At 49.7% G+C, this 24,059-nt stretch carries 23 protein-coding genes and 1 pseudogene; 11 read left to right on the top strand and 13 right to left on the bottom strand.

The genetic code is table 11. From position 1 onward, the window contains the following. Positions 1-15: 15 nt before the first annotated feature. The 3 genes from oadA to ACO6VE_RS13205 all read right to left on the bottom strand — a co-directional run bounded on the left by oadA (position 16) and on the right by ACO6VE_RS13205 (position 3,424). Positions 16-1,836: a sodium-extruding oxaloacetate decarboxylase subunit alpha gene (gene oadA, locus ACO6VE_RS13195; protein ID WP_422445846.1), complete on the bottom strand. Its 1,821-nt coding sequence runs from the start codon at positions 1,834-1,836 to the stop codon at positions 16-18. 20 nt (positions 1,837-1,856) lie between these two features. After that, on the bottom strand, positions 1,857-2,132 hold the full coding sequence (locus tag ACO6VE_RS13200) for an OadG family protein (RefSeq protein WP_422445848.1): 276 nt from the start codon (positions 2,130-2,132) through the stop codon (positions 1,857-1,859). A 347-nt stretch (positions 2,133-2,479) separates the two neighbouring features. Next, positions 2,480-3,424 carry a tRNA-dihydrouridine synthase gene (locus ACO6VE_RS13205; RefSeq protein WP_422445850.1) on the bottom strand — a complete coding sequence of 315 codons (945 nt, stop codon included), beginning with the start codon at positions 3,422-3,424 and terminating at the stop codon, positions 2,480-2,482. A gap of 487 nt (positions 3,425-3,911) precedes the next feature. Here ACO6VE_RS13205 and ACO6VE_RS13210 point away from each other — a divergent pair, with 487 nt between their 5' ends. Beyond that, positions 3,912-5,012, top strand: a complete 1,101-nt coding sequence (locus ACO6VE_RS13210) for a hypothetical protein (protein WP_422445852.1) — start codon at positions 3,912-3,914, stop codon at positions 5,010-5,012. Positions 5,013-5,170: 158 nt separating this feature from the next. Next, entirely contained in the window at positions 5,171-7,183 is a 2,013-nt protein-coding gene (mnmC, locus tag ACO6VE_RS13215; protein ID WP_422461685.1) for a bifunctional tRNA (5-methylaminomethyl-2-thiouridine)(34)-methyltransferase MnmD/FAD-dependent 5-carboxymethylaminomethyl-2-thiouridine(34) oxidoreductase MnmC, read from the top strand. Positions 7,184-7,458: 275 nt separating this feature from the next. Here the strand turns inward: mnmC and msrA are convergent, their stop codons facing one another. Further along, positions 7,459-8,100, bottom strand: a complete 642-nt coding sequence (gene msrA, locus ACO6VE_RS13220) for a peptide-methionine (S)-S-oxide reductase MsrA (protein WP_422445856.1) — start codon at positions 8,098-8,100, stop codon at positions 7,459-7,461. A gap of 51 nt (positions 8,101-8,151) precedes the next feature. Continuing rightward, a complete protein-coding gene (locus tag ACO6VE_RS13225; RefSeq protein WP_422461687.1) occupies positions 8,152-8,952 on the bottom strand; it encodes a M23 family metallopeptidase in 801 nt (266 codons plus the stop codon). A gap of 306 nt (positions 8,953-9,258) precedes the next feature. Between ACO6VE_RS13225 and ACO6VE_RS13230 the strand changes: the two genes are divergently transcribed. Continuing rightward, the gene (locus ACO6VE_RS13230; protein ID WP_422461689.1) at positions 9,259-9,873 is read left to right on the top strand and encodes a hypothetical protein; all 615 of its coding nucleotides are present in this window, start codon (positions 9,259-9,261) and stop codon (positions 9,871-9,873) included. A 28-nt stretch (positions 9,874-9,901) separates the two neighbouring features. Here ACO6VE_RS13230 and hemG read toward each other — a convergent pair whose 3' ends face one another. From hemG to alaE, 6 genes are all read right to left on the bottom strand, one after another. After that, positions 9,902-10,507 carry a menaquinone-dependent protoporphyrinogen IX dehydrogenase gene (hemG, locus tag ACO6VE_RS13235; RefSeq protein ID WP_422445862.1) on the bottom strand — a complete coding sequence of 202 codons (606 nt, stop codon included), beginning with the start codon at positions 10,505-10,507 and terminating at the stop codon, positions 9,902-9,904. 332 nt (positions 10,508-10,839) lie between these two features. Continuing rightward, complete coding sequence (locus ACO6VE_RS13240; RefSeq protein ID WP_422446157.1) at positions 10,840-11,808, bottom strand: ABC transporter permease; 969 nt, start codon at positions 11,806-11,808, stop codon at positions 10,840-10,842. 5 nt (positions 11,809-11,813) lie between these two features. After that, positions 11,814-12,794 carry an ABC transporter permease gene (locus tag ACO6VE_RS13245; protein ID WP_422445864.1) on the bottom strand — a complete coding sequence of 327 codons (981 nt, stop codon included), beginning with the start codon at positions 12,792-12,794 and terminating at the stop codon, positions 11,814-11,816. A gap of 128 nt (positions 12,795-12,922) precedes the next feature. Next, entirely contained in the window at positions 12,923-14,491 is a 1,569-nt protein-coding gene (locus ACO6VE_RS13250; RefSeq protein WP_422461691.1) for an ABC transporter substrate-binding protein, read from the bottom strand. Positions 14,492-14,554: 63 nt separating this feature from the next. Next, the gene (locus ACO6VE_RS13255) at positions 14,555-16,303 is read right to left on the bottom strand and encodes a dipeptide ABC transporter ATP-binding protein (RefSeq protein WP_422461693.1); all 1,749 of its coding nucleotides are present in this window, start codon (positions 16,301-16,303) and stop codon (positions 14,555-14,557) included. A gap of 407 nt (positions 16,304-16,710) precedes the next feature. Next, entirely contained in the window at positions 16,711-17,139 is a 429-nt protein-coding gene (alaE, locus tag ACO6VE_RS13260) for an L-alanine exporter AlaE (RefSeq protein WP_163369906.1), read from the bottom strand. Positions 17,140-17,600: 461 nt separating this feature from the next. Between alaE and thiM the strand changes: the two genes are divergently transcribed. From thiM to ACO6VE_RS13295, 7 genes and pseudogenes are all read left to right on the top strand, one after another. Continuing rightward, the gene (gene thiM, locus ACO6VE_RS13265) at positions 17,601-18,410 is read left to right on the top strand and encodes a hydroxyethylthiazole kinase (RefSeq protein ID WP_269676328.1); all 810 of its coding nucleotides are present in this window, start codon (positions 17,601-17,603) and stop codon (positions 18,408-18,410) included. Then, positions 18,407-18,919, top strand: coding sequence for a ubiquinone anaerobic biosynthesis accessory factor UbiT (ubiT, locus tag ACO6VE_RS13270; protein WP_422445872.1), 513 nt, complete (start codon positions 18,407-18,409; stop codon positions 18,917-18,919). Before thiM ends, ubiT begins: the two co-directional genes overlap by 4 nt. 208 nt (positions 18,920-19,127) lie before the next feature. Beyond that, a pseudogene (locus ACO6VE_RS13275) lies at positions 19,128-19,298 on the top strand (IS1 family transposase); the annotation flags it as partial. A 44-nt stretch (positions 19,299-19,342) separates the two neighbouring features. After that, positions 19,343-20,299: an esterase/lipase family protein gene (locus ACO6VE_RS13280; protein ID WP_422445874.1), complete on the top strand. Its 957-nt coding sequence runs from the start codon at positions 19,343-19,345 to the stop codon at positions 20,297-20,299. 68 nt (positions 20,300-20,367) lie between these two features. Next, a complete protein-coding gene (locus ACO6VE_RS13285; RefSeq protein WP_422445876.1) occupies positions 20,368-21,441 on the top strand; it encodes a lipase secretion chaperone in 1,074 nt (357 codons plus the stop codon). 377 nt (positions 21,442-21,818) lie between these two features. Beyond that, the gene (locus ACO6VE_RS13290; RefSeq protein ID WP_422445878.1) at positions 21,819-22,085 is read left to right on the top strand and encodes a hypothetical protein; all 267 of its coding nucleotides are present in this window, start codon (positions 21,819-21,821) and stop codon (positions 22,083-22,085) included. After that, positions 22,085-22,453 (top strand): type II toxin-antitoxin system PemK/MazF family toxin, encoded by a 369-nt coding sequence (locus ACO6VE_RS13295; protein WP_422445880.1) that lies wholly within the window; start codon positions 22,085-22,087, stop codon positions 22,451-22,453. The genes ACO6VE_RS13290 and ACO6VE_RS13295 overlap by 1 nt, the downstream gene beginning before the upstream one ends. 190 nt (positions 22,454-22,643) lie before the next feature. Here the strand turns inward: ACO6VE_RS13295 and ACO6VE_RS13300 are convergent, their stop codons facing one another. Beyond that, positions 22,644-23,069, bottom strand: a complete 426-nt coding sequence (locus ACO6VE_RS13300; protein WP_422461695.1) for a helix-turn-helix domain-containing protein — start codon at positions 23,067-23,069, stop codon at positions 22,644-22,646. After that, complete coding sequence (locus ACO6VE_RS13305; protein WP_422445884.1) at positions 23,066-23,380, bottom strand: type II toxin-antitoxin system HigB family toxin; 315 nt, start codon at positions 23,378-23,380, stop codon at positions 23,066-23,068. The genes ACO6VE_RS13300 and ACO6VE_RS13305 overlap by 4 nt, the downstream gene beginning before the upstream one ends. A gap of 330 nt (positions 23,381-23,710) precedes the next feature. Here ACO6VE_RS13305 and ACO6VE_RS13310 point away from each other — a divergent pair, with 330 nt between their 5' ends. Further along, on the top strand, positions 23,711-23,944 hold the full coding sequence (locus tag ACO6VE_RS13310) for a DUF6364 family protein (protein ID WP_422445885.1): 234 nt from the start codon (positions 23,711-23,713) through the stop codon (positions 23,942-23,944). Positions 23,945-24,059: the final 115 nt, after the last annotated feature.

Raw genomic sequence — 24,059 nt, forward strand, 5'->3', positions numbered from 1 at the left:
CCCTAACGCTTTTTATTAAGCCAGGGCAAGCAGGGTATCACCCACCGCTACACTGTCACCTTCACGCACATCAACCGACGTCACCTGTCCGGAACGCGGGGCACGAACTTCCGTTTCCATTTTCATGGCTTCAAGAATAAGCAACACATCACCTTCTTGAATATGCTGCCCCGGTATGACATTCACCTTCCAGATATTACCGGCCAGTGGTGCGGGCATTGGCTCACCTTCAGAGGCTGATGTGGTTGTCGCTTCAGGTTGGGCTGTCGGCGCTGAAACCGGAGCCAGCATGGAAGAAACATCACCACCTTCTGAAACCTGAACGGTATAGGCATTGCCATTAACGCGAACGGTATAAACAGAATCCTCCGTTGGAGGAGCCACGGAAGTTGCCTGGGCAGCAGGCTTCACTTCCGGTTCGGTCCCGGGAGCAGGTTCGAAAGCATCAGGGTTACCGCGATTCTGCAGGAACTTCAGACCAACCTGCGGGAACAGGGCGTAGGTCAGAACATCATCCACGGTCTGATCCGCCAGATTGATGCCCTTCTCTTTGGCCAGGCCATGGAGTTCAGCAGTCAGTTCTTCAAATTCAGCTTCAAGCAGATCTGCCGGACGACAGGTAATCGCTATCTTACCCTCCAGCACTCTGTCCTGAAGACTTTGGTTAAACGGTGCCGGTGTAGCACCGTACTCACCTGTTAAAATCCCCCGGGTCTCTTTGGAGATGGTTTTATAGCGCTCACCGGTCAGTACATTGAGAACCGCCTGGGTGCCAACAATCTGGGAAGTGGGCGTGACCAGTGGAATCATCCCCAGGTCTTCACGAACTCTTGGAATCTCCTGCAGCACTTCATCAAACTTATCACTGGCCCCCTGCTCTTTCAGCTGACTTTCCATATTGGTCAGCATGCCACCGGGTACCTGAGCAATAAGGATTCTGGAGTCAACGCCACGGAGTTGACCTTCAAACTTCGCGTATTTTTTTCGGACCACCCGGAAGTAAGCAGCCACTTCTTCCAGCTTGTGCAGATCAAGCCCGGTATCACGCTCAGTCCCCTGCAATGCAGCAACGATAGCCTCAGTTGGCGAATGTCCATAGGTCATCGACATGGAAGAGATGGCCGTATCAACACGATCAACACCGGCTTCAACGGCCTTGAGCAGTGACATGGAAGAAAGGCCGGAGGTGGCATGGCAGTGCAGCTGAATTTCCAGGTCCGTTTCTCGCTTTAATCGGGAAACCAGCTCATACACGTCAGTCGGCGTAATAATGCCGGACATGTCCTTAATGCACAGAGAATCCGCACCCAGATCCTCGATCTCTTTGGCCAGAGAGACCCAGCTATCCATGGTATGAACCGGACTGGTGGTGTAAGAGATCGTCCCCTGGGCATGAGCACCCTGCTTCTTCACCGCTTTCATTGCCTGCATCAGGTTACGGGGATCGTTCATGGCATCAAATACCCGGAACACATCCATACCATTGGCAACGGCACGCTCAACAAATTTATCCACGACATCGTCAGCATAGTGACGGTATCCCAGCAGATTCTGTCCCCTTAACAGCATCTGCTGAGGGGTCCTGGGCATGGCTTTTTTCAGCTCGCGCAACCGCTCCCAGGGGTCTTCTCCCAGGAAGCGGATACAGGCATCAAAGGTGGCACCACCCCAGGTTTCGAGAGACCAGTAGCCGATCTGATCCAGCTGTTCTGCGATCGGCAACATATCTTCAATGCGAAGACGGGTAGCAAACAGTGACTGATGGGCATCCCTCAACACCACATCGGTAATACCCAGCGGCTTTTTATTGGCTAATGGCTTTTGTACGTCAGACATAACCCTTCTTTATCCCCCGGTTATTGGCGTTTTTCTGCTTGAGCTTTTTTTGTTCTGTGCATTTGAATGGCTGCACTGATAACAGCAATCAGTTCACCCTGATCATCGGATGACGATGGCTGGCTATTCACTGGAATGGGATTGGCTACAGATGGTAACGGTTCCTGAAAATACCGATCGATGATTGTTGACATCAGGCTGGTTGCCAGCACCAATAGCGTCAGAAACAGGAACACAAAACCCATTCCAAAGAGCATCAGGCTGGAACCTTCTGAAATAAGGTCCGATGGATTCATCAAGTAAGTCCTTTGTTTTTTTCAGGCTTGCAGGTCCGGTCAATCCCCTCAGGCAGTTCTGCCCTGCCGGAACCATTGCTGATTATTATTTCCATGAACAGGTTCATGGCTCTTGGCTGTCTTACGCCTCCTGGCTGCGTCAGTATACTACTGAACATTGTGTAATAAGCAATCAGTCATCCGGACTATGTTGTCTATAAAAGAAGCCCAGGACTACCTTCGACAGCATCTCGCAAAAGGAAGGTTGCCTCAGTCCGGAAAAAAATTCACCGACGTAAATCAATAAAAGTTGGCCAACCGATAAAATTGGCCATCCGTTATTAGGGCCTGTCGGACTTAAGACTGTCCTAGGCCGCTCTTGCCAGGTCAGAGCAGAGGATTTCCACAATGCCATCAGCGTCACGGAGGGAGCGGATGCGCTCAAACAGATTCTGGGCTTGCGGATACGCTTTACGCAGATAATTGAGCCACTGCTTCAGACGGGAAGGATGGTATTGCCATTTGCCATTTTGACGATCTCTGTCGCTTAATTGCAGAATCAGCTGCAACACTGAAGACCAGCTCATGGGCTTGACGGATTCGCGAATCATGGTTGTGATATTCGGCGTTACCAGCGAAGGCCGCCCGACCATCAGGTCAGTGCAGCCGGAAGCGTCCATACAGCGCCTGGCATCTTCATGATTCCAGATCTCGCCGTTGGCGATCACCGGAATCCCCAGGTTTTCCCGAATTTTGCCAATGTATTCCCAGTGAGCCGGAGGCCGATAGCCCTCCGCCTTTGTCCGGGCATGCACCGCCAGTTCCGAGGCGCCTGCCTGTTCAATAGCACGGGCGTTTTCCAGGAATAACGACTTGTCTTCATAACCCAGGCGAATTTTAGCCGTCACCGGCAGCTCTGCCGGAACAGCCTCCCGAACCGCCCGGACAATACTGAACAGCTGATCCGGCTCCCGCAGCAAAATTGCCCCGCCCCGGTTTTTATTGACCGTTTTTGACGGACAGCCGAAGTTAATGTCCACTCCGGGCGAGCCAAGTTTCACTGCACGCTGGGCATTCAGTGCCATATATTCCGGGTGACTGCCCAGCAGCTGTAAACGAACAGGTGTACCATTCGAAGTTTTTGCCCCCTGCAACAACTCCGGACAGGTACGATAAAAGACCCGGTTCGGCAACAGCGTATCTGTTACCCGGACAAACTCGGTAACACAGAGATCGAAGGTATTGATGCCGGTGAGCAGATCCCGCATATCGTGATCCATAACGCCTTCCATCGGCGCCAGTATCAACCGCATGGCATGCCTCTTGAGTGAAAAAGCGCCAATTCTACCGTCAGCAGGCCTGATAATAAAATAAGGAGCACTCACAGATAACGCTGACTTCACCTATATGGCTAACCATAAGGAATCGAATATTTATGGTGTATGCCGGAGTCAGGCACGGTGGGAACCAATATATTTTGCTGTGGTCACATAAGTCGCAATGATTCGCACAAGCGCTGCTGCTTACCCTATGCCAGCAGCATTAAATAAATACAAATCAGAGTTAGTTATGGATACGTCTATCAGAAATCTACCAGCCGTTGCGCAACGCCCACAACAGTCAGGGCCTCAGGAACCTCCTGTCGCCACAGAATTTTCAGGGTGGACTGTCTACATCGGTGCCGGTTCCTCAAATATACCCTCACTGCCGCCTACTCATTCGTTGCTCGACCTACCAGGCCCCGATTACTCATGCCTTCCTTCCGCTTGTACTTCAATTGCCAATAACCCGGGGACAGATTTGGTTTCAGGCGATAACCTCCCTGCAACCTTTAAGCGTTGCTTACTCAGGCTGAATGAGGCCTACGATACCAACTTTTCAGAACTGGCTGATACATTAAGCTATTGCGTACCAATGTCGTCAGCAAAGGCCCCATTCTGGAACATATTCCATGAAGTTATCGACCTGCCGTCACTGGAAAGCAACAGTAGTCAAAAAATCCGGGAAACAGGCCAAAAAATACACCAGCTATACATTGATGAACACGATGTTCTCGCTACTAAAAATGCATATTCCAGAATCAGTGAACTCACCATCGTGCTGTGCTTGCACTTCCTCGAGCAAAAGTTCATCCTCGAACATCCGGAGCCAATCCAGCAAAGCTCTGTCGATGTCACCAGGTCGGATGAAGCTTCAACAGACTGTCAACATTTACTGCCTGCCCGGGTCATAAAGACCTTTTTCGAAAAGTTATTATCTGGTATTGATAAATCCGGCAGGGCAGACGCTGGGATAAGAGTTAAAAAATTTATAAAAGATAACCAGCCAGGTTTAAAGAAGGATATGCGCCTTCAGCAGCCTGCCACTGGCCATCTGAAGTTTTCCGGACTGCGTTACGACGATATTCCCGGCGCTACTGTTGCGAAATTATATCATTCTGAACTTAGTGACCATTCACGTAATTTCTCTATCGATCTGTACGGTTTAATAGAAGCATTAGGTCAAACGCAGAGCCGAAGCTGGCCCCCTGTTACCCATGACCCTCTGCATTGTGCCATACACAGAGTTGCCTACGAAACATACAAACCAAAACTTGAACCGATAAATTTCTTCAAGAACAGGCTGGAGCCCTTCAGAGATCGGAATGCACGAACTCTGCTGGAATTAATAGAATACTTTCGAAACCGGTTTGCCTGGAAGCACCGCAATGGGCCAACCCGTGAAGCCCCAGAAATGGGTGAAAAATATAATGTTGTTCATCAAGCCCTTCAGGAATCATCCGCTGGCATCGGTCAGGGCAGTAGGACCATGAAAGACGAGCTCAGAAGATTCCTGGAACTCTGCTGTACTAATAATACGAGGGTAAAACAAAGGCTAGAAAGTTTTTTTAATAAAACGTGACGCCATTATATTATCCCGGATCTGGTACATGGTCAGAAAGAACCTTGAGCACCACTGCCACTACCAGGAGACTGTTCTCGGACAGTCTCCTTGCTCATGGTTCTTTACCCGATAGTCGGCACTGACTATGCTTGCAGCTTTTCGCCTGATATTGAATATTGAAACAGAAAGCCGTGTCCAATCATCCACCAAACCATCCGAATCACACCATCACTGCTGATATCCAGTGGGAAAATGGCCTGCCAATCTCCACCCGGTTTAATGATGTCTACTTTTCCCGGGCCTCGGGTATTGCCGAAACACGCCATGTGTTCCTGGAACATAATCATCTCCCCGGGCGGTTTCGTCAACTGGTACCCGGTACCACGTTCACCATTGGCGAAACCGGCTTTGGCACTGGTCTGAACTTCCTCTGTGCCTGGCAGCTCTTTCTGGAAAAGGCCCCTGATAACACCTCTCTGGTCTTTATCAGCACGGAGAAGTATCCACTCCAGCAGGATGACCTGCAAAAAGCACTCAATGTGTTTGAGGAGCTGACACCTCTGGCCAACAGAATGATCAGCGCCTATCAATTGAGTGAGGAAAATATCGACCTGCAATTTTCAGACCGCGCATCAGGCAAACACATCCGTCTTCATATTTTGATTGGTGATGTGCTGGACACATTGCCTCATATCAACGAGAAGGTTGACGCCTGGTTTCTCGATGGCTTTGCCCCGGCCAAAAATCCGGATATGTGGCAACCCAAACTGTTCCAGACCCTGAAAGCCAAAAGCCATGAGCAATCAACCTACGCCACCTTCACTGCGGCCAGACTGGTTCGGGACGGGCTGACGGAGGCAGGCTTCTCAGTGACCAAACAACCGGGCTTTGGCCGCAAGCGGGATATGATTGCCGGCCGCTTTGTCCCCCCGGGTCTGCCTGTGAGCAAACCCTGGTTTGCGCCCGCTGGCCACAGCAACTCTGAAAAAACAGCCATCGTCGTCGGTGGCGGTCTGGCGGGCTGCAGCGCTGCATGGGCGCTGGCCCGTCGGGGATGGCAGGTCACCATTCTGGAACAACATCAGGCCCTGGCCAGCGAAGCATCGGGTAATCCGCAGGGTGTTCTCTATGCCAAACTTTCTGCCGATAACACGTCGCTCAGCCAGTTCATCCTTAAAGGTTATCAATTCACCCTGGATACGCTAAAAGCACTGGAAGTTGAACAGTGGCAGCAGTGCGGTGTTATCCAGTTAGCCATTGATGCCAAAACGGATCAACGATACCAGGCCCTGGATAAACAACATCCGAATGCTCTGCTGCAATACCTGACGGAAGCGCAACTGAGCGATATCGCCGGATTGGGTATTCACTATCCCGGCCTCTACTTTCCCCAGGCAGGCTGGGTGCACCCACCCGCACTCTGTCAGGCTTTGGCCGATCACCCAAACATTCGGGTGGTCACCAGCACGACGGTGAATACGATCGAACCCGTTGAGCAGGGCTGGCTGGTGAAAACCGATGGCGACAGGTTGCACAGTAAAACCGTGATCATTGCCCGGGGAGCGGCCAGTCATCAGTTGTCACAGTTTAACTACCTGCCACTTAAAGCCATCCGTGGCCAGATTACTCAGGCCAGAGCAACCACCGAAAGTGACAAACTGGCCTCCTGTGTCTGCGGAGAAGGCTATATAGCCCCCGCTGTCGATGGCTATCACACCCTGGGCGCAACGTTCAGTTTTAACGACAAAGGTACAGAAGTTCGAGAAGCCGACCACCTGGAAAACCTGGCCATGCAGGCCGGGAATTTCCCTGCCATGTATCAGGCACTCGGCGGAACTGATGCACAAGTGACCGGCGGACGCACAGGGTTCCGCTGCACAACACCGGATTACCTGCCCGTGGTGGGTCCCATCGTTGACCTTAAGCACTTTGTTGCCGCTTATGCACCCCTCAGAAAAAACAGCAAGTTGACCATTGACGTCTGCCCTGAATATCTGGAAGGCCTGTACGTGACCGCCGGACACGGCTCCAGGGGAATAATCTCCTGCCCTGTTGCCGGTGAGATTCTGGCCACCATGATCACCGGTGAGCCCGATAGTACTGTCGGTCTATCAATGCCTGCAAAACTGCTGGAAGCGATTCACCCCTCCCGCTTCCTGATCAGGGATCTGATCAGAAATAAAATATAGGAGGCTTATGACGAGAGTTATAACGGAAGCGAGACTGCCGTCTTTCCTCGACCAATAAACTAGGTAAAAATCGCAAAAAAACAGGTAGCAATACGCAGGGAGGAATCAACAATGGCTGTCTATCTTAGTAGGCATGGATTAGGTAACACATGGTTACCTGTTCATGAAGCTCCTGTTTCAATCCATTCAGCAAACTGCGTCCGGGCAACCTGATCTATCTCTTGGTTGCCCGTTTTTTTTGTCTGGGTGAAAATCTTTAGCGGCTACTTAAGTAGTTAACCAAGACAAACACCCGTACCTTTCAGACCACAGTAACCGCCGGGATTCCTGGCCAGATATTGCTGATGGTATTCTTCTGCGTAGTAAAACGGCGGAGCCCCACGAATTTCTGTGGTAATGTCCGGATAGCCCTGCTGTTGCAAAGACGTTGAGAATTCACTCCTTGAGCTTTCAGCCAATACGGCCTGTTCATCCGTGGTGGTATAAATGGCTGAACGATACTGAGTTCCCACGTCGTTACCCTGCCTCATTCCCTGGGTTGGGTCATGGGATTCCCAGAAACATGCTAATAAAGCCTGTGTCGTTACCTTTTCAGGATCGTAAACCACCATCACCATTTCTGTATGCCCGGTTGCTCCGGTGCAGACCTCTTCATAAGTAGGATTGGGTGTGTAACCACCTGCATAGCCAACCGCCGTTGTATAAACACCGGGCAGTTGCCAGAACAATCGCTCTGCTCCCCAGAAACAGCCAAGCCCCAGGTAGATGGTCTGCAAGCCTTCGGGAAATGGCGGCCTCAATGGCTGTCCATTGACATAATGCCGGGCCGGAACCGGCATCACGTCTTCCCTGCCCGGCAGGGCTTTTTCTTCAGTTGGAAGTTGCTGTTTATCAGGGTCTTTACCAAAGAATGTCATGATTATGTCCTCCCTGGCAGGGATCATAACATACCGCAGGGTCTGATGGATTTACTGATCCCCAAGGGTTAACAGTGCAGGGTCAAGCCGCTTATCAAACCAGTTATAGCGCCAGTCAAGATGGGCACCGGTAACCCGGCCAGTGGCACCCACTTCACCGATAGTCTGCCCTCGTTTGATAGCCGCCCCACTTTTCACAGAGACTTTGCTGAGATGGAGAAAGCTGGAAAAAATACCGTGGCCATGATCAATAATGATGGTGCCGCCGGAATAGTAGAGATCCGGGTCCACCAGTCGCACAACCCCATCAGCCGGTGCCACTACCGGTGTGCCTGTGGGTACGGCGATATCCAGGCCGTAGTGTGGCCGCCCCGGTTGACCGTTATACACGCGCTGGCTGCCATAAACGCCACTGATGCGACCTTTTACCGGCCAGTCAAAGCCGTTAAAAAAATCCGCCTGATCGGTATCAGGCACTCTGGCTGCACGCACCTGTTGAGCTTCTCTGCGGATACGGGATAGCACCCGCTCATCCGGTGATACATATTTTCTGGCAATCCCGGTCAACCGCTGAATATCATATTTCCGTGGCTTAAGGATTAAATTAAACGTCTTCAGTTCGCCACTGGCAAAATGCTCTGTATAGGACTGCTTCAGTTCTGCATCACGACCAAAGCCTAGAATAAAGCGCCCATCTTTCGCTACTCTGACTTCCTGGTTGTCATAAACAATCCGACTCCCCGGTGCTGCCTGACCGACCAAAATACCTCCGGGTGTCAGCTGGCTCTGCAGACCGTCTGCACTGACCATCAGAGAAAACACCAGAAGAAAAAAACCTGTAACGAGATGCATTTAAACGTTCTCCTTTTATCATCCTGCCTGGTAATCATTATCGACATTATGATGTTTAACAAAATTGGCACATAACAAAACAGCCTTAAATGGCAATAACTTATTTTTAGAGAGATAAGATATTAATATCAATAAGTTATATACCCCCTACCATTGCAAAAATAAGAATCAGCAGTATTGTCAGTAATACTAAACACAGTGTTATGAACTTTTGGCTCAGCTCGATATAAATTACTCCCATAACTTGAACAAAACGCCCAATACACCGGATTGTATTGAAGAAACTACGGATAATGGAGTGTATCTATGTTTGGAACTGGAACTGCTACTACTGGCAATCAACAAAAGACCACCTTTCTTACTGACTTCCAAACTGACATGATCAACGGAGGGCGCTTCGGGCAAAGGAAGACCACAAAGCCATCAACTACTTCAGCTACCCAGAAAAGTATGTCGGGCACTGACTTTTTGGCAAAGCCAAGTTTAAAAGACCGGCTGGTTTATCCATTCAAGGCGGTCAGAAACCGAATCTTAACGGCCATGATGTTCAGTGGCTCCGCAGGCATGTTTTTGGGCATGGGTGCCGGTGCGGCAGTCGGTGCTACAGCAGGATTTACTGTGGCTCTGATTCCTCAGATATTAGACTTGCTGACTTTTTCTTTTAACCCCTATATTGTTGCCGCTGGTGCCTATGTTGGCAAAGAGGCAGGCATCCGTACCGGTGCCGTTCTCGGGCTTGGCATTGGCGCAGTTGCCACTCTGGCATCTGCTGCCATAGCTCTTGCTCTCAGCGTGGTTCATCTACCAAGGGACATCTATCATGCGGCAACCCTGGATGCCCCCCGTCTGGATGCACCACTGCCGGAGAAGCCATGGCTCACACAGCAACTCAGTCAGGAATTGTCCAAATTTAACGAATAAAAGCCTCAGGACATCATTTTGGATTTAATCATTCCGGGAACTGAAGGTTTTCAATCACGGTACTTTTATAAGCTTCAGCCGCCATTGGGCGGCTTATTTTCTGAAAGTCCCGGTTTAACTGTTCGGCAAATGCCTTAACCCGCATCCAATCGGTAAACTCGGTATTCCTGGTAACATCAACAGGCCCCCCGGTCAGCTTCATAATCAAGCGGATCATCTGTTTATCAATCCAGCGATATCGGGTATACAGCAAAGCACCGGCAAACACTTCCACCCGGTCCGGAGTCCATGAACTCTGTTTCAGGAATTTCTGCAGGTAACGGTTGTTATGAGGGTCCCGTCGTTCAGGCTTGCGGGCGGTCAGATTGACGGAAAAAAAGTAACCCGGAATGGTTGCCAGCTGGTCACTGTATTGCCTGATAAACTGGTAACACGCTTTATGGTGTTTGCCATAACGAATCGAACAACCAAGAATAACACCATCATAAGACCGAAGTAAGAAGCCGTCGTTCAGATCAGTAATAGAGCTGACAAACGTCTCATGACCAGCCTGGGCCAGGCAGTAGCCGATTCTTTCGGTAATTTTTCGGGTCTGGCCTTCACACCCCTGGTGCAACAACGCTATACGGGACATATCTAAATACGTGAGTAATTATAAAACCAATATTTGCGTAGATAATAACCAACTTATAAGTCGGTAGTGTTAACTCAGATCAACAAAGCGGCGAATAGAAGTTGTTCAGATGGTCGCCCTGCAACTCCGTCCGGGACGAACGGAGTTTGGGAGTCATTGACGGGTTCCTTTATTGACCTCCAAACTCCGTTCGTCTTGAGCGGAGTCGAAAGGCGTAAACTCCATACCCTGAATACTGTGCCAATCACCCTTCGACCGTGCATCCTGAGCTGGGTCGAAGGACGCTCAGGGTGAGCGGAGATTATACACACCAAATTCATCGAAATGATGTGCTAGCCCTTATACAGTTTTGGATTCAACACATCCCGGAGCCAGTCCCCCAGAAGGTTGAGCACCAACACCAGCACCACCAGCACAATCCCGGGAATAACCGTAATCCACCAGCTGCCAGAGAAGATATACTCAAAACCACTGGAGATCAGAGACCCCAGAGAGGGCTGGGATACCGGCATACCAAGACCCAGGAACGACAACGCAGCCTCACTGATAATCGCATTGGCAATCTGCACCGTCGAGATCACCAGAATAGGCGACAGTGAGTTTGGCAGGATATGTCGAAACATAATGCGCCCGGCACCAAAGCCCATAACCCTGGCCGCCTCCACATACTCCTTCTTCTTTTCTGCCAATACCGATGCCCGAACCGTACGGGCATATTGAGGCCATTCGGCAATACCAATCACCAGTATCAGCATTAACATGGCCAGCTTACTGTAGAGTTCCGAACCAAAAGAGGCCTGGAAAACCGCCAGCACGATAATCGCCACCATCATGGTAGAGAACGACAGCTGAATATCCGCAACCCGCATCAGAAAACTATCGATTCGACCACCAAAGTAACCGGCGGTCAGGCCCAGAACAATCCCCAGAAAAGCCTGCAGCAACACCGCAAACAGACCGATCGCCAATGAGATGCGCATACCATAGAGAATGGTGCTGAACAGATCACGACCCTGGTCGTCGGTGCCCAGCAGAAAACGTTCATCCCCCTCTGCTGACCACACCGGGGCAATTTCCGAATCCATAATATCAATGGTTGAAAGATCGTAGGGATTGGTGGGTGCCAGGATCGGAGCCAACAGCGCAGCCCCAACCAACAGCGCAAAAATCAGGGCACAGACCATGGCCACCTTGTCACGGGTGAAGCTGTACCAGAAGGTGGAGTTCCTGAAACGCTCCCAGCGCCCTGGCGCTATATTGGCCGCAGTAGATTCCTGATCGACCGGCGCGTTCGACATCATTTCACTCATTGGGCACTCCTCGCCAGTCTGACGGTGGGATTAATCAGGCCGTACAGCAGATCCACCAGCGTATTCACCACCACAAAAATGGCACCCACAACGATCAGGTAAGCAACAATCAGCGGCGTATCCACCCGGTTGACCGCTTCCAGAAACAGAAAGCCCATGCCCGGCCATTGGAAGACAGTCTCCGTAAGAATGGTATAAGCGACCATGGTTCCTATCTGCACACCGCCAACAGTGATCACCGGCAGCATGGTGTTCTTCAGGGCATGGAGGAAATAGATACGAGCCTTTTTCAACCCTTTCGCTTTGGCAAACTTGACGTACTCGGTATGCAACACTTCTGACATTTCAGAGCGAATCAGTCGGATAAACAGTGGCAGCATAATGCTGGCCAGCGAGATGGCAGGCAGAATCAGATGCAACAGGCCATCCCGGGTAAACAGGCCACTCTCCCAGCCACCGATAACCGGCACCAGCTCACCCCGACCATAAGATGGCAGCCAGCCCAGCTCAATAGAGAACAGGTAAATACTGAAAATAGCGGTCAGAAAGACAGGGACAGAAATGCCGAGAATACTGAACCCGAGAATTAACCGGGTAAACCAGCTGTTGGGTCGGATGGCGCAATACACACCAGCGGGAATAGACACCAGAATAATGATCAAACTCGCGGCAAACACCAGCTCAAGGGTGGCGGGCATTTTGGCCAGGATAACGTCCAGCGCTGGTGCTTTAAAAAAATAAGAATCCCCCAGGTCGCCCTGTAACGCGTTACCCATAAATCTTGTGTATTGAGTGAGGAACGGGTCGTTTAACCCCATCTCGTCACGCAACTTTTCACGTTCGGCTTCTGACACCGATTGCCCTACCAGCTCCCGGAGTGGATCCCCAAGATTGTCCTGTATGGAAAAGCTGATAATACTGATGACAAACATCACTATCAGCCCCTGCATAAGCCTACGCATTAAAAATAACAGCATAAATATCGATGCCCATAGCCTGCGATGCCAATAGTCGATGCACCGGCTAACTAACCGGTGCTGACCGCAGTCACTTCACAGGAAGTAAAATGACTGCTGTCGTCCTTCAGATAAAGGTGTTCAAGGGATTACTCCTTAATCACCAGGTCGCCCAGGTAAGGGAAGTTCATCACGTTAACAACGTCTTTGGCGGCCACGTTCTTGCTGGCACCCCAGGCAAGGTTCTGCCAGTGCAGGGGAACAAAGGCTGCTTCCTCATAGAGGGTACGCTCAACGTCCTGCAGAATCTGTGCCCGTACGGTTGGATCGGTTTCAGAACCTGCCTTCTTAACCAGCGCGTCTACTGCCTCATTGCAGTAATTGCCGGAGTTGTACTGTCCCCAGCCGGAAACCGAATCGGCACAGGCTGTGAGATACTCGGTAAAGTTGGCGGAATCTTCCGTATCGGAGTGCCAGCCAATCATCATCATATCCGCAGAACGCTCATCAAACTCTGGCCAGTACTGCGCTTTTGGCAGGGTTTTCAGATCCACTTTAATGTTAATTTTTGACAGCATGGAAGCCACCGCCTGAGCGATCCGGGCATCGTTCACATAACGGTTATTGGGAGCCATCATGGTGATGGCGAAGCCATCTTCATAACCGGCGTCTTTCATCAGCTGCCTGGCCTTTTTCAGGTCATAACGTGGCTGCAAATCATCAACATAACCGGCGTAGCCTTTTGGCCCCTGCTGACCGGCAGGTGTCGCAAAGCCTTTCATTATTTTCTTAACGATGCCGTCATTGTTGATGGCATAATTAATGGCCTGACGAACACGCTGGTCTTTGAACGCGGGAACACGCTCCTGGTTCAACTGGAAACTGATGATACGGGTGCCACCAAGTGTTACCAGATCCGTATTGCCAGACCGCTTGATACGCTCATGATCGTTAGGCGGCACAGGGAAGATAAAGTCCACATCACCGGACAGCAGAGCGGCTACACGGGTTGGACCTTCTTTAATGGGGGTAAGCACAATTTCATCCACATTACCCGGCGATTGCTTATCCCAGTAACCAGCAAACCGTTGGAAATCGACACGCACGCCCTGCTCACGCTCGGTCACAATAAACGGCCCGGTACCAGAAGCATTTTTAGAGGCATAGGTATCGCCGTGCTTTTTCAGCAGCGACTTCTCCTGACCTGTGCTATCCAGACCTGCATAGAACTTGCTGTCCATCGGGAAGATATAGGTGGCAGAGTTCAATACCAGGGGGAATGCCTCTTTGGTCACCAGATCAAAGGTATGGTCGTCAATGACCTTCACGGCGGCAAAAGGCTCGAACACCGCTTTGAAATCCGGACTGCTGGCCAGTCGCTGAAAAGTCCATTGAACGTCGGCAGACGTCAGTGCATTACCGCTGTGGAATTTAACGCCTTTACGCAGGGTAAAGCGCATGGTCCTGTCATCAATACGCTGCCACTTTTCTGCCAGACGAGGCTCAAACTGAAGGTTGTCATCCCAGCGAACCAGTGGATCAAATACCAGGTGCGACAACTGCAGCGTGGCACCGGACAGCTGCTCATGCGGGTCCAGAGATACCGGATCGGAATCGTAGGCCATTTTTAAAGTAGCGGCCTGGGCCCCTACCGCCAATGATGCTGCCAGAATGGCTCCGGCCAGTCTTTTTATAGGTCTCTTAATAGAGAGCTTCATGGTTTTTTTCATCATTCCCCCATTACAGGTGTTTCACTTTTTAAAATTACTCAAGAACTATACCTAAGAATGCGCAGCAACACTGGCTTCAATATCCAACCCACTGCGGGACAGATGCTCAACCCTTGGCATCATATTGATCAGATGTCGGGTGTACTCATGGTGAGGATCACTGAAAATCCGATCGGTGTCCCCCACTTCAACCAGTGTTCCCATCTTCATCACACCAATGCGGTCACACATCTGCAGAATAACCGGCAGATCGTGGCTGATAAACAGCATGGTCAGGCCAAGCTCCTCCTGAAGGTCTTTTAACAGGTTGAGAATCTGAGCCTGTACCGATACGTCCAACGCCGAGGTCGGCTCGTCACAGATCAGGAATCTCGGGCGGGTTGCCAATGCCCTGGCAATGGAGATGCGCTGACGCTGGCCGCCGGAAAATTCATGGGGATACTTGACCCCGGCCCCACGACCAAGGCCAACGTGATCCAGCAGATCCGCCACGATACTATTGATCTGACGTTCAGATTCGGCCAGTTGATGAAAACGAATGGGCTCGGCAATGATGTCCTGCACCGTCATTCGAGCATTCATGCTGGAATAGGGATTTTGAAACACCATCTGAATCTGACGGCGAAATGGCTTACGCTGCTTTTCAGTCAGCCGGGTAATATCCTGACCGGCAAACTCAATCAATCCGGAGTCTGGTGGATAAAGACCGGCGATAATCCGGGCAATCGTTGACTTACCGGAACCGGACTCCCCCACCAGACCAAAGGTTTCACCGGCGCGCACCTCAAAAGACACCTGGTTGGATGCCTGAACGTAACGGCGATTTTTTTTCAGGAACGCAGACTGGGTTTCAAAACGAAGGTTAACGTCTTTCACGGTCAGCAGGGCACGGTCGCTTATCTCTGCATTCAATTCAGAAAGCTGCTCTTTCTGCCCCAGCCAGTGATTCTTCACATCAATATGACGCCCCTGTTCTTTTTCGATGTACTCAACCCTGGGAAAGCGGTGCAGTTTAATATCTGTTCTGGGCACGGCACTGATCAGGCTTTGGGTATAAGGGTGTTCCGGGCGACGTAGAATCTGTTCGGTGGAACCCAGTTCCACCAGGTCACCCATATACATAACAGCGACACGATCCGTCACATTGGCAATAACCCCCATATCGTGGGTGACCAGCAGGCAGCCAACGTCCCGCTCTTTACAGAGTTTGCGGATCAATTCGAGAATCTGATTCTGAATAGAGACATCAAGCGCCGTGGTGGGTTCATCGGCAATAATCAGCTCAGGGTCGCCGGACAGGGCAATGGCAATAACTACACGCTGTCGCATACCGCCGGAAAACTGGTGGGGGTATTGCCTGATACGGACTTCCGGCTCTGAAATGCCCACCGAGGTCAGCAGTTCAATTGACTTTTTACAGGCCGCAGCTTTATCAAGCCCCAGATTGACCATGATGGTTTCCACCATCTGGGTTTCAATGGTCAGAAGCGGGTTAAGAGACGTCATTGGGTCCTGGAAAATAAACCCGATACGACGACCACGGACCCGGCGAATGGCTTCGCCACTGAGACCACTGATGGCCTGGCCATCCAGCTTGATACTACCACCAGCCACCACACCGGGAGGGCTCAGCAAGTCAATGACCGCATTGCCAACGGTGGATTTACCGGCACCGGACTCACCGACAAGGCCCAGTATCTCCCCCTTTTCGAGGGTAAATGAAACCCCTTTAACAGCTACAGCAGTGCCATGACGAGATGGAAACTCAATGCGCAGCCCTTCTACTTCCAGTAAGGACATGCTTCCCCCTTGTAATGCTCAGTCCCGAACGTCAGAAGGTGAACCTCAGCTTCTGAAACTCGCAAGCCATGATGCAAATACGCTGTCGTATATAGGATAACAATGGTCCCCCCACAGAGGGCAGCGCAGTTTGACTTACGACAGATACAGACGATACGTGATACAGCTTATCCCCCATAACAGCCGTCACAAATTGAATAGAAGTTCAGGCCGGACTCATGGGTGACATGAGTGCATGGAGGTTATGTTATTAAGGCATTATTAATGCCAGAGTGCGTCGACAAATACATAAAACCATGTCGACTCATTTCGGAAAATAACTATAACGCCAGGACAGGAAAATAAAAAGCCCTGATTCGAAAATCGCTTACGAATCAGGGCTTTATTCATGAAAAACTGAAGAATTTTTATACAGCAGGAATTGTGACAGGCTTGAACCAGTTGCGACAGAGCTGCAAATAGATTCCGTATGGCCGCCCCATAATCAGCATCGCTCCTATCTGCCCTGCACAGGCAACCAGCAACTGCTCCAGATTGACACCTGTCGACAATAACAGCAAGGCATACAGCGGAATCTGAAACGACAGAAACGCCAGGGCATCCAGCAGCGTCATTTGCATAAACCCATTGCCGATAAACCGGCCACGACGAATCAGCCAGTCACGGTAAAGTCCATAAGCTCTTGCCGTTAACAGGTTAACGGGAACACTCATCAGACGGGATTGCAGTGACTGTTCAAAACTCAGCCCTGCCAGCAGTTCAACACTCATGCCAACCACAATACCAAAGGTAATCATGGCAAAAGTATCCGCCAACATATCCCGATTAAAAACCATCTCCCTCGCTCCTGAAACAAAAAGCCCTGATCGGGCAGAAAAAGCACAAAAAAATCCCTGCACCGATTCTGTGAAGGAAGAACCGGTCAATTCTTTTGAAATAAAATAGAATCCATCAGTCTGTTCAGGAGAAGGTTCTGAAGCCCCTTCCATAGGTAAAAACTGAGATCTGACGGGATAACTGATAAGCAGAAAACTGAACTAAAACGGTAGTATTCAGGCGGTAAAAAATATAGCTAGATACGACAAAAAACAATAGCCAATAAATCCATATTTAGATAATTTGCAGAATATAATTTCAAGATATCTCTTTTAAACAGGAATAGTTGCCAACAACAACCAACCTGATAACAAATGATCTACTCTTGAAATCATTTGTCAGGAGACAAGACCGTGACACGTGTCAATGCACTGTCCGCCAGACATCATTATTATTGAGCATGGATAAAAAGGCCTTTCCTATGCAAGAACAAATGATTCATTCACTCAAAGAAGTGAGAGAAAAGCAGCCGCTGGTTCACAACATCACCAACGATGTGGTCACCAACACCACAGCCAATGCCCTGCTGGCCATTGGTGCATCGCCGATCATGGCCCATGCCATTGAAGAAGTCGCTGATATGGTGAGCATTACCGGCAGCCTGCTGATCAATACTGGAACGCTGACCGGCTCCAGTCTGCAAAGTATGCTTCTGGCCACAGAAACGGCATTACAACTTGAAAAGCCCTGGATTCTCGACCCGGTCGGTGTCGGGGCAACACCCTTCCGGCTGACAGGCAATAAACAGTTGCTGGCCAACAAGCCATCCGTCGTACGGGGCAACGCCTCCGAGATCAAAGCCCTGTTTACCGGTGCCAATGAGGGGAAAGGCGTCGACAGCAGCAGTAGCAGTGAGTCTACCCTGGAATTTATTCAGGAAAAGGCCCGTGAACATCACCTGATTATCGCGGTAACCGGTGCTACCGATTATGTGACCGATGGCTACGACGTCTACAAAATCAATAATGGCCACCCGATGATGGCCAGAGTAACCGGCACCGGTTGTACGGCAACTGCCATCATCGGCGCATTTCTTGCGGTCTGCGATACACCACTGATTGCTGCCGTATCCGGCCTTACCTGTCTTGGCATTGCCGGCGAACTGGCCAGTATGGATTGCCCCGGCCCTGGCTCCCTGCAACTGCGCATACTGGATGAGCTGTACTTGCTGGACCGGGCCACCATTGAGAAATTTGAAAAAGTGAGCAATATGAGAAGGAGCTGTCATTGAGTCTGCTGTCATCTATTAGACCTCCTCTGCCCGGTATTAACCTGCGGGAGAGATTCAAAAAACCAGGTATTGAGTTACTGGGCCTGCCGGTCAGGCTGTTGCCATCAGCCATGGTGAACAAGCCGCTGACCAAAGCCATCAACCACATCTTCCATACGCCAATAGAAGAAGGCGATTTTGATTTTCTGGAAAATCGCTGCCTGAAAATCCATATTACCGATCTCGACATCAGCTTCTTTATCAGTTTCGATGGCAGTCAGCTGACCGCTACCGGCCCACGACACTTTGATGTTGAATTCCGGGGAGACAGCAAATCTTTCCTGAAACTGGCCGGCCGACAGGAAGACCCGGATACCCTGTTCTTTCAACGCAGCCTGATGATTGAGGGTGACACTGAGCTGGGGCTTGGAGTAAAAAACCTGCTGGATAGCCTGGAGCTGGAACAGTTGCCGATTCCTGTGCAGCAACTGGCGCGAGTGGGGCAGCAATTGCAGAGAAAAAAAGTCTGACGCAGTGGGCAGTTGGCAGTGCCTATTAAAATCCACTGTCCAAAAAGCACAATAAAAGCTTTGCTTTCCGGCAATGTTGCTGTTTGCCGGGGAGCCTCTGCCTTGCCGAAGTGTTTACAATCCCGCAACCATTTCGATAGTAAAACTCTATGGCAATATAAAGCCTGTCGTCAGACAACCGGTTCAGTTCGAATAAAAACATAATGTATGTAAGAAAAACGCTCAAAAAACAGAACGCAAAAATTTGAATTTCAGAACTTGGATCAAGCGCTTGATAAAAAAGACAATATGCTTTTCAAAACCAAAGAGAATGCATGATTTCGTCATTGGCTTATTGATTAATAGGATTGAGTTTGGCATTAATATTCACGGGATATAAGAGGTTTAGCCCATTATACAATGACAACTAAATTTGAGATTGACATGACAGACACAATAATAAAAAAAATCCTCTGGACAGCACTGACATTTAGCGTTCTATTGAGCACACAGGCCAATGCAGCCTGTATGTTCTGGCAAGACTGTGACGCCTACAAAACCAAATACCCTATTGTTCTGGTGCATGGTGTGGCCGGGTTCGACTCCATTCTGGGCATTGATTACTTTTACGGTGTTCACAATGCTCTCAAGGAGAGAGGTGCCGAAGTCTACAGCCCCAACCTCTCTGCCTGGGAAGACGCCTATGTCAGGGGAGAGCAGCTTGTGACCTATCTGGAAGATTTACAAGCCGCCACCGGTGCCGAAAAATTCAATTTGACAGGGCACAGCCTTGGTGGACCCACTATCCGTTACGCAGCGGGTGTCAGGCCTGACCTAGTAGCCTCTGTAACCACCATAAACGCCGTCAACTTTGGCTCGGAGTTTGCCGATGTGGCCCGGGGCCTGGTTCCGATGGGTGGGAACACAGAAGCTTTTATAGCTCAGGCTCTTGAGCTGATGGGTCAAATAACCGACTTTCTTGCTGGCAACCCTGAGAATCCGCAGGATGCCCTGGACTCGATCACATTCTTGACGACAGCCGGTGCGGCAGAGTTCAACAAAAAGTTTCCCGACGGCATGCCATCCTCATCTTGTGGCCAGGGTGCCCAGGAAGTGAATGGAGTGCATTATTACTCCTGGGGAGGCAATGATGCCGCAACCAACGTTTTTGATATTTCAGACGCCTTCCTGATGCTGACCAGCACAGGCATCAGCGGCAACAATGATGATGGCCTGGTCGGCCAATGCAGTCAGCACTGGGGTAAAGTCATTGGCACTGATTACAGCCTGAATCATTTGGATGCTATCAATCATCTTTTTGGTATTCACCATCTTTTTGAAACCGATCCGGTTACCCTTTATGAAAACCACGCTGTACGCTTGAAAACAGCAGGCTTATAAAAGCAAGGTGTCATCAGTTGGAGAAGGTCTATGAAAGGTCTTCTCCAAACGGTACAGGCAGATAATTCATGAAAGCATCACGACGCAGACAACTCAAAATATCCTGTTTTATCTGTTTCTTGTTTTGTATTGGCGTAATCGTCTATAAACAAATCGCTGAAACAGATAGTCAGCCTGAGGCAGCCCAACCTGTTATCTCTGACCAGTCCTCACCCAATGCTCTGGAAAAGACATCATCAAATAGTTCAGCGGTTTATATGTCCAGCTTCGGAACCTTGCCCGATACACTTCAAGACACCAAGGTTATGGGACGTCTGGCTGTAGACGATAATGGACACCTGATCATTGCCAGTGATATCAGGCAGATCTTCGACTACTTTCTCTCTGCCGTAGAAGAGGAACCGATTGAAACCATTCTTGGCAGAATCAATGAATACCTGACGAACTCACTGACTGAACCGGCACTGTCTGAGGCCAGGGCGATTCTGAACAGTTATATCGACTTAAAACTCGCCTTGTACCGGTTGAAGCTGGAACGCTCTCCCTCTCTTCAGGCATTAGCGGCGGATGGTATCGAATTTGATAAAACGCTCTATCTTTCTTTGCTAGAAGCGCAATTTTCAGACATCGACCGACTGAAATCCATCTATTTGACCAGAGAGGTCCGTGAAGCTTTCTATGGCAAGGAAGAACGATACGATCAATATACCTTTGCCAAAATGAACGTATTGAACGATGGCTCCCTCAGCGATCAGGAAAAGCAGTATCAACTTGAGCAGATTGACGCAAGTGCCCCACAGGAAATGATCGAAGCCAGAAGGGAGGTTCAGATCATTGATGAATTACATCGCAGAACAGCGGATTTAAAGCAGGCCGGAGCTGACGAAAGTGAAATTCGATCCCTCAAAATAGAGATGTTTGGCTACGAGGCAGCAGAGCGTTTTGAGCAGCTGGAAAAAGACCGGGCTGTCTGGCAGTCCCGGATCGACCAGTACCTGGTTCAGAGAAATCATATCCTGTCAGCAGAAGGTTTAAGTCAGGAGGATCAGCAAGAGCAGATAGAAACCCTCAAAGAGTCGCTCTTTGAGGCCAGAGAGCAACTCCGGGTCGAAGTCTATGAACGACAAAAAACAGGTGCCTGATGCAGGCCAGCAGCTCAATTAAGGAATCAGATTTTACCATAGTCTCTGAGAATCAGAGGCTATAGAAAGAATGGTTATGCTCCTGTGGACTCGTTCCCACGCAGAGCATGGGAACGAGGGTGTAAACCCTGTGACTCCGCCCCCCCTTGGCAATTGCCACGAAACAAGTTCTGCATTTACCTGAAATTTGTGAAGGTCACTCCCCGCAAAAGCACAAGCAGCCTGTCTCTTTCGGCCAACAGCCAACGCCTATTAAAATCCACTCCCCAAAACGCACCCCCCCCCAGCAAAGTTACTATTTGCCGGGAAACCTCTACCTTGCCAAAGTATCTACATCGTATACACTGGTATATTTACACAGCAGATATGGAGGGACAATGCGAACAGAATCCACCATCAAACGCTGGGGCAACGGCCTGGCCCTGCGGATCAGCGGACCGATGCGGGATATTCCCGGTTTTGAAGAAGGTATGGGGGTTGAGGTTGAGATCCATGCCGATGGGTTGTTTATCCGCCGCAAGGTGCCCGCCGGTCCGCTCCCTTATTCAGAACAGGAGCTGGTCGCCAGCCTGAAGGAGACCCTGGCAGACAATAAAGTCAGCGACTGGCTGGAAGATACACGGCCAGGTGAGGAGGACTTTTGATGGCCTCCTCAAGTTCCGGGGTTTACATACCCGAGAGGGGTGACATTGTCCTGCTTGATTTCCATCCGGGCAAGGGGGGCGAAATTGGCAAGCGCCGACCGGCACTGGTGCTCTCTTCGCGCCTCTATAACAAGGCCATTGGCCAGGCCATTTGTATTCCCATCAGCTCCCGGGGTAAAAAACGGCCCGCCAATGTGGAGATTTGCGGCCTGGATATAGAGCCATCCTTCGCTATTCCGGGGCTGATTCGTACCCTGGACTGGCAGCATCGCCGGGCTGAACGGGTTGGTCATGTAGATGCAGCCGTTTATAAAGAAGCGATCCTGAAGCTACTTCCCCTGATTGGCGCTGAAACATTCCTTGATTAACCGCCAGACAAACATTCTCAGGCTTCGCCTGTCACAATCAAAATCTGCCCCCGCAAACCTCGTCAGTCTGGGATAAAGTTGAGCAATCTTGTCCTCAAAGATCGCGAGAAGGAGGTAAAAATGATGTTACCGCACTCGGAGCCAGAAACAATTTAAGGCGTACTTTGACGTAACGCCTTGTGGAAACCGCTCAGGTTTTATGAAAAAACACAGACGGTGAAATCTTGAATCGCTCGGACAGAGCCTGAATATGATCTCTGGTCAGGTTTCTTGAGCCGTTTAAGATCATCGATACCAGGCTTTTACTGCCTAATTCGGTTTTAAGATCATCTGCCTTTAAGTGGTACTGATCCATCAAAGTCCGAAGAATAGCGACACCATCATCAAGTGCTTCGATGCGTCGGTTAAACTCAGAAAACTCTGCGGATTCTTTTTCCCATTTTTCAATAGCGATAGAAAGCACCTCAATCAATGGCAGGTATCGGTCATAATCTTCAATCAGTTCATCCATTAATTCCAGAGCTTGCTCATACTCAGACTCATTGTGGATGCGACTGATGAAACGAGCCTCTGCAAAAAAGTCCACTGCCTTTTCTTTTAAATTGGCGTATCTCATGAACCGGCCTCCTTTAGGTACTTTTTGCATAACTTGTCGTACTCTGAATGAGGGACAATATGCTTCACGTACATTCGGTTATCTCTAAATTCGATAAAGGCAATGAGTCGCAGGTTATTACCACCAATATCAATAATCCACCACTTGTCCTTGTATTTAAAATTATCCAGGCTTGGAAACAGGGCCTTCAATGCTTGCGGGCTGCTAAAGTCACCGTTTCGCAATGCTTTATAAGCGGCATCAATGGCAGCTGCATTGTTAGGGTATTTCTTGGCCGCGTCGTGAAACGGCTTCCTGGAGATAACGTGCATAGTGGTCTCAAAATTTACTTATTGTGAACTTTAGCATAGGGTTGATTTGTTTACAAATTGTGAATATTGCCTTTATATGCAGGGAAGCCATATTGCAATTGATGACAATCGAGGTCGTTTTCAAGTGACAATACAGGGTTGGCCAAGCGAATGATACCGCCTCTGACATCGTTGCCTTAGGAGTTGCCTGGAAATAACTTCCCTATTTTCATTGCCTGACTCCGTTCGGACAGAGCTTGTCGAAGTTCGGTGGCACGACCCTTCGATACTTCGACAAGCTCAGCACTCAGGGTGAACGGAAATCGGGAACTTATTAAAAGACAATTCCTTATGAGCAAACTGACGCTAACCGTTACCCCTGAAGTCATCAGACAAGCCAAAATATATGGCGCAAGCCAGCAGCAAAGCTTATCCAGGCTGGTTGAAAATTTTCTGAAAACCCTGCCCGAAGAGCCGGACACAGGCAAAGTTAGACCCGAAAAACAACTAACCGGCCGCAATGCGGAGCTGGCAGGCATTATCAGCGAAAAAGAGCTGATTTTTAATTATTACCTGAAACTATGAAAACAGGAAAGACCTGAAATAAACAATATATATAATTGGTAGTTTATCCACTACTCTCTTACTTAACTTTCTACCGTGCACCATCCATTTGTTCGCTAATCGTCGTTTTTACATA

This window comes from Endozoicomonas sp. ALB115, from assembly GCF_049310245.1.
Lineage (GTDB): Bacteria > Pseudomonadota > Gammaproteobacteria > Pseudomonadales > Endozoicomonadaceae > Endozoicomonas.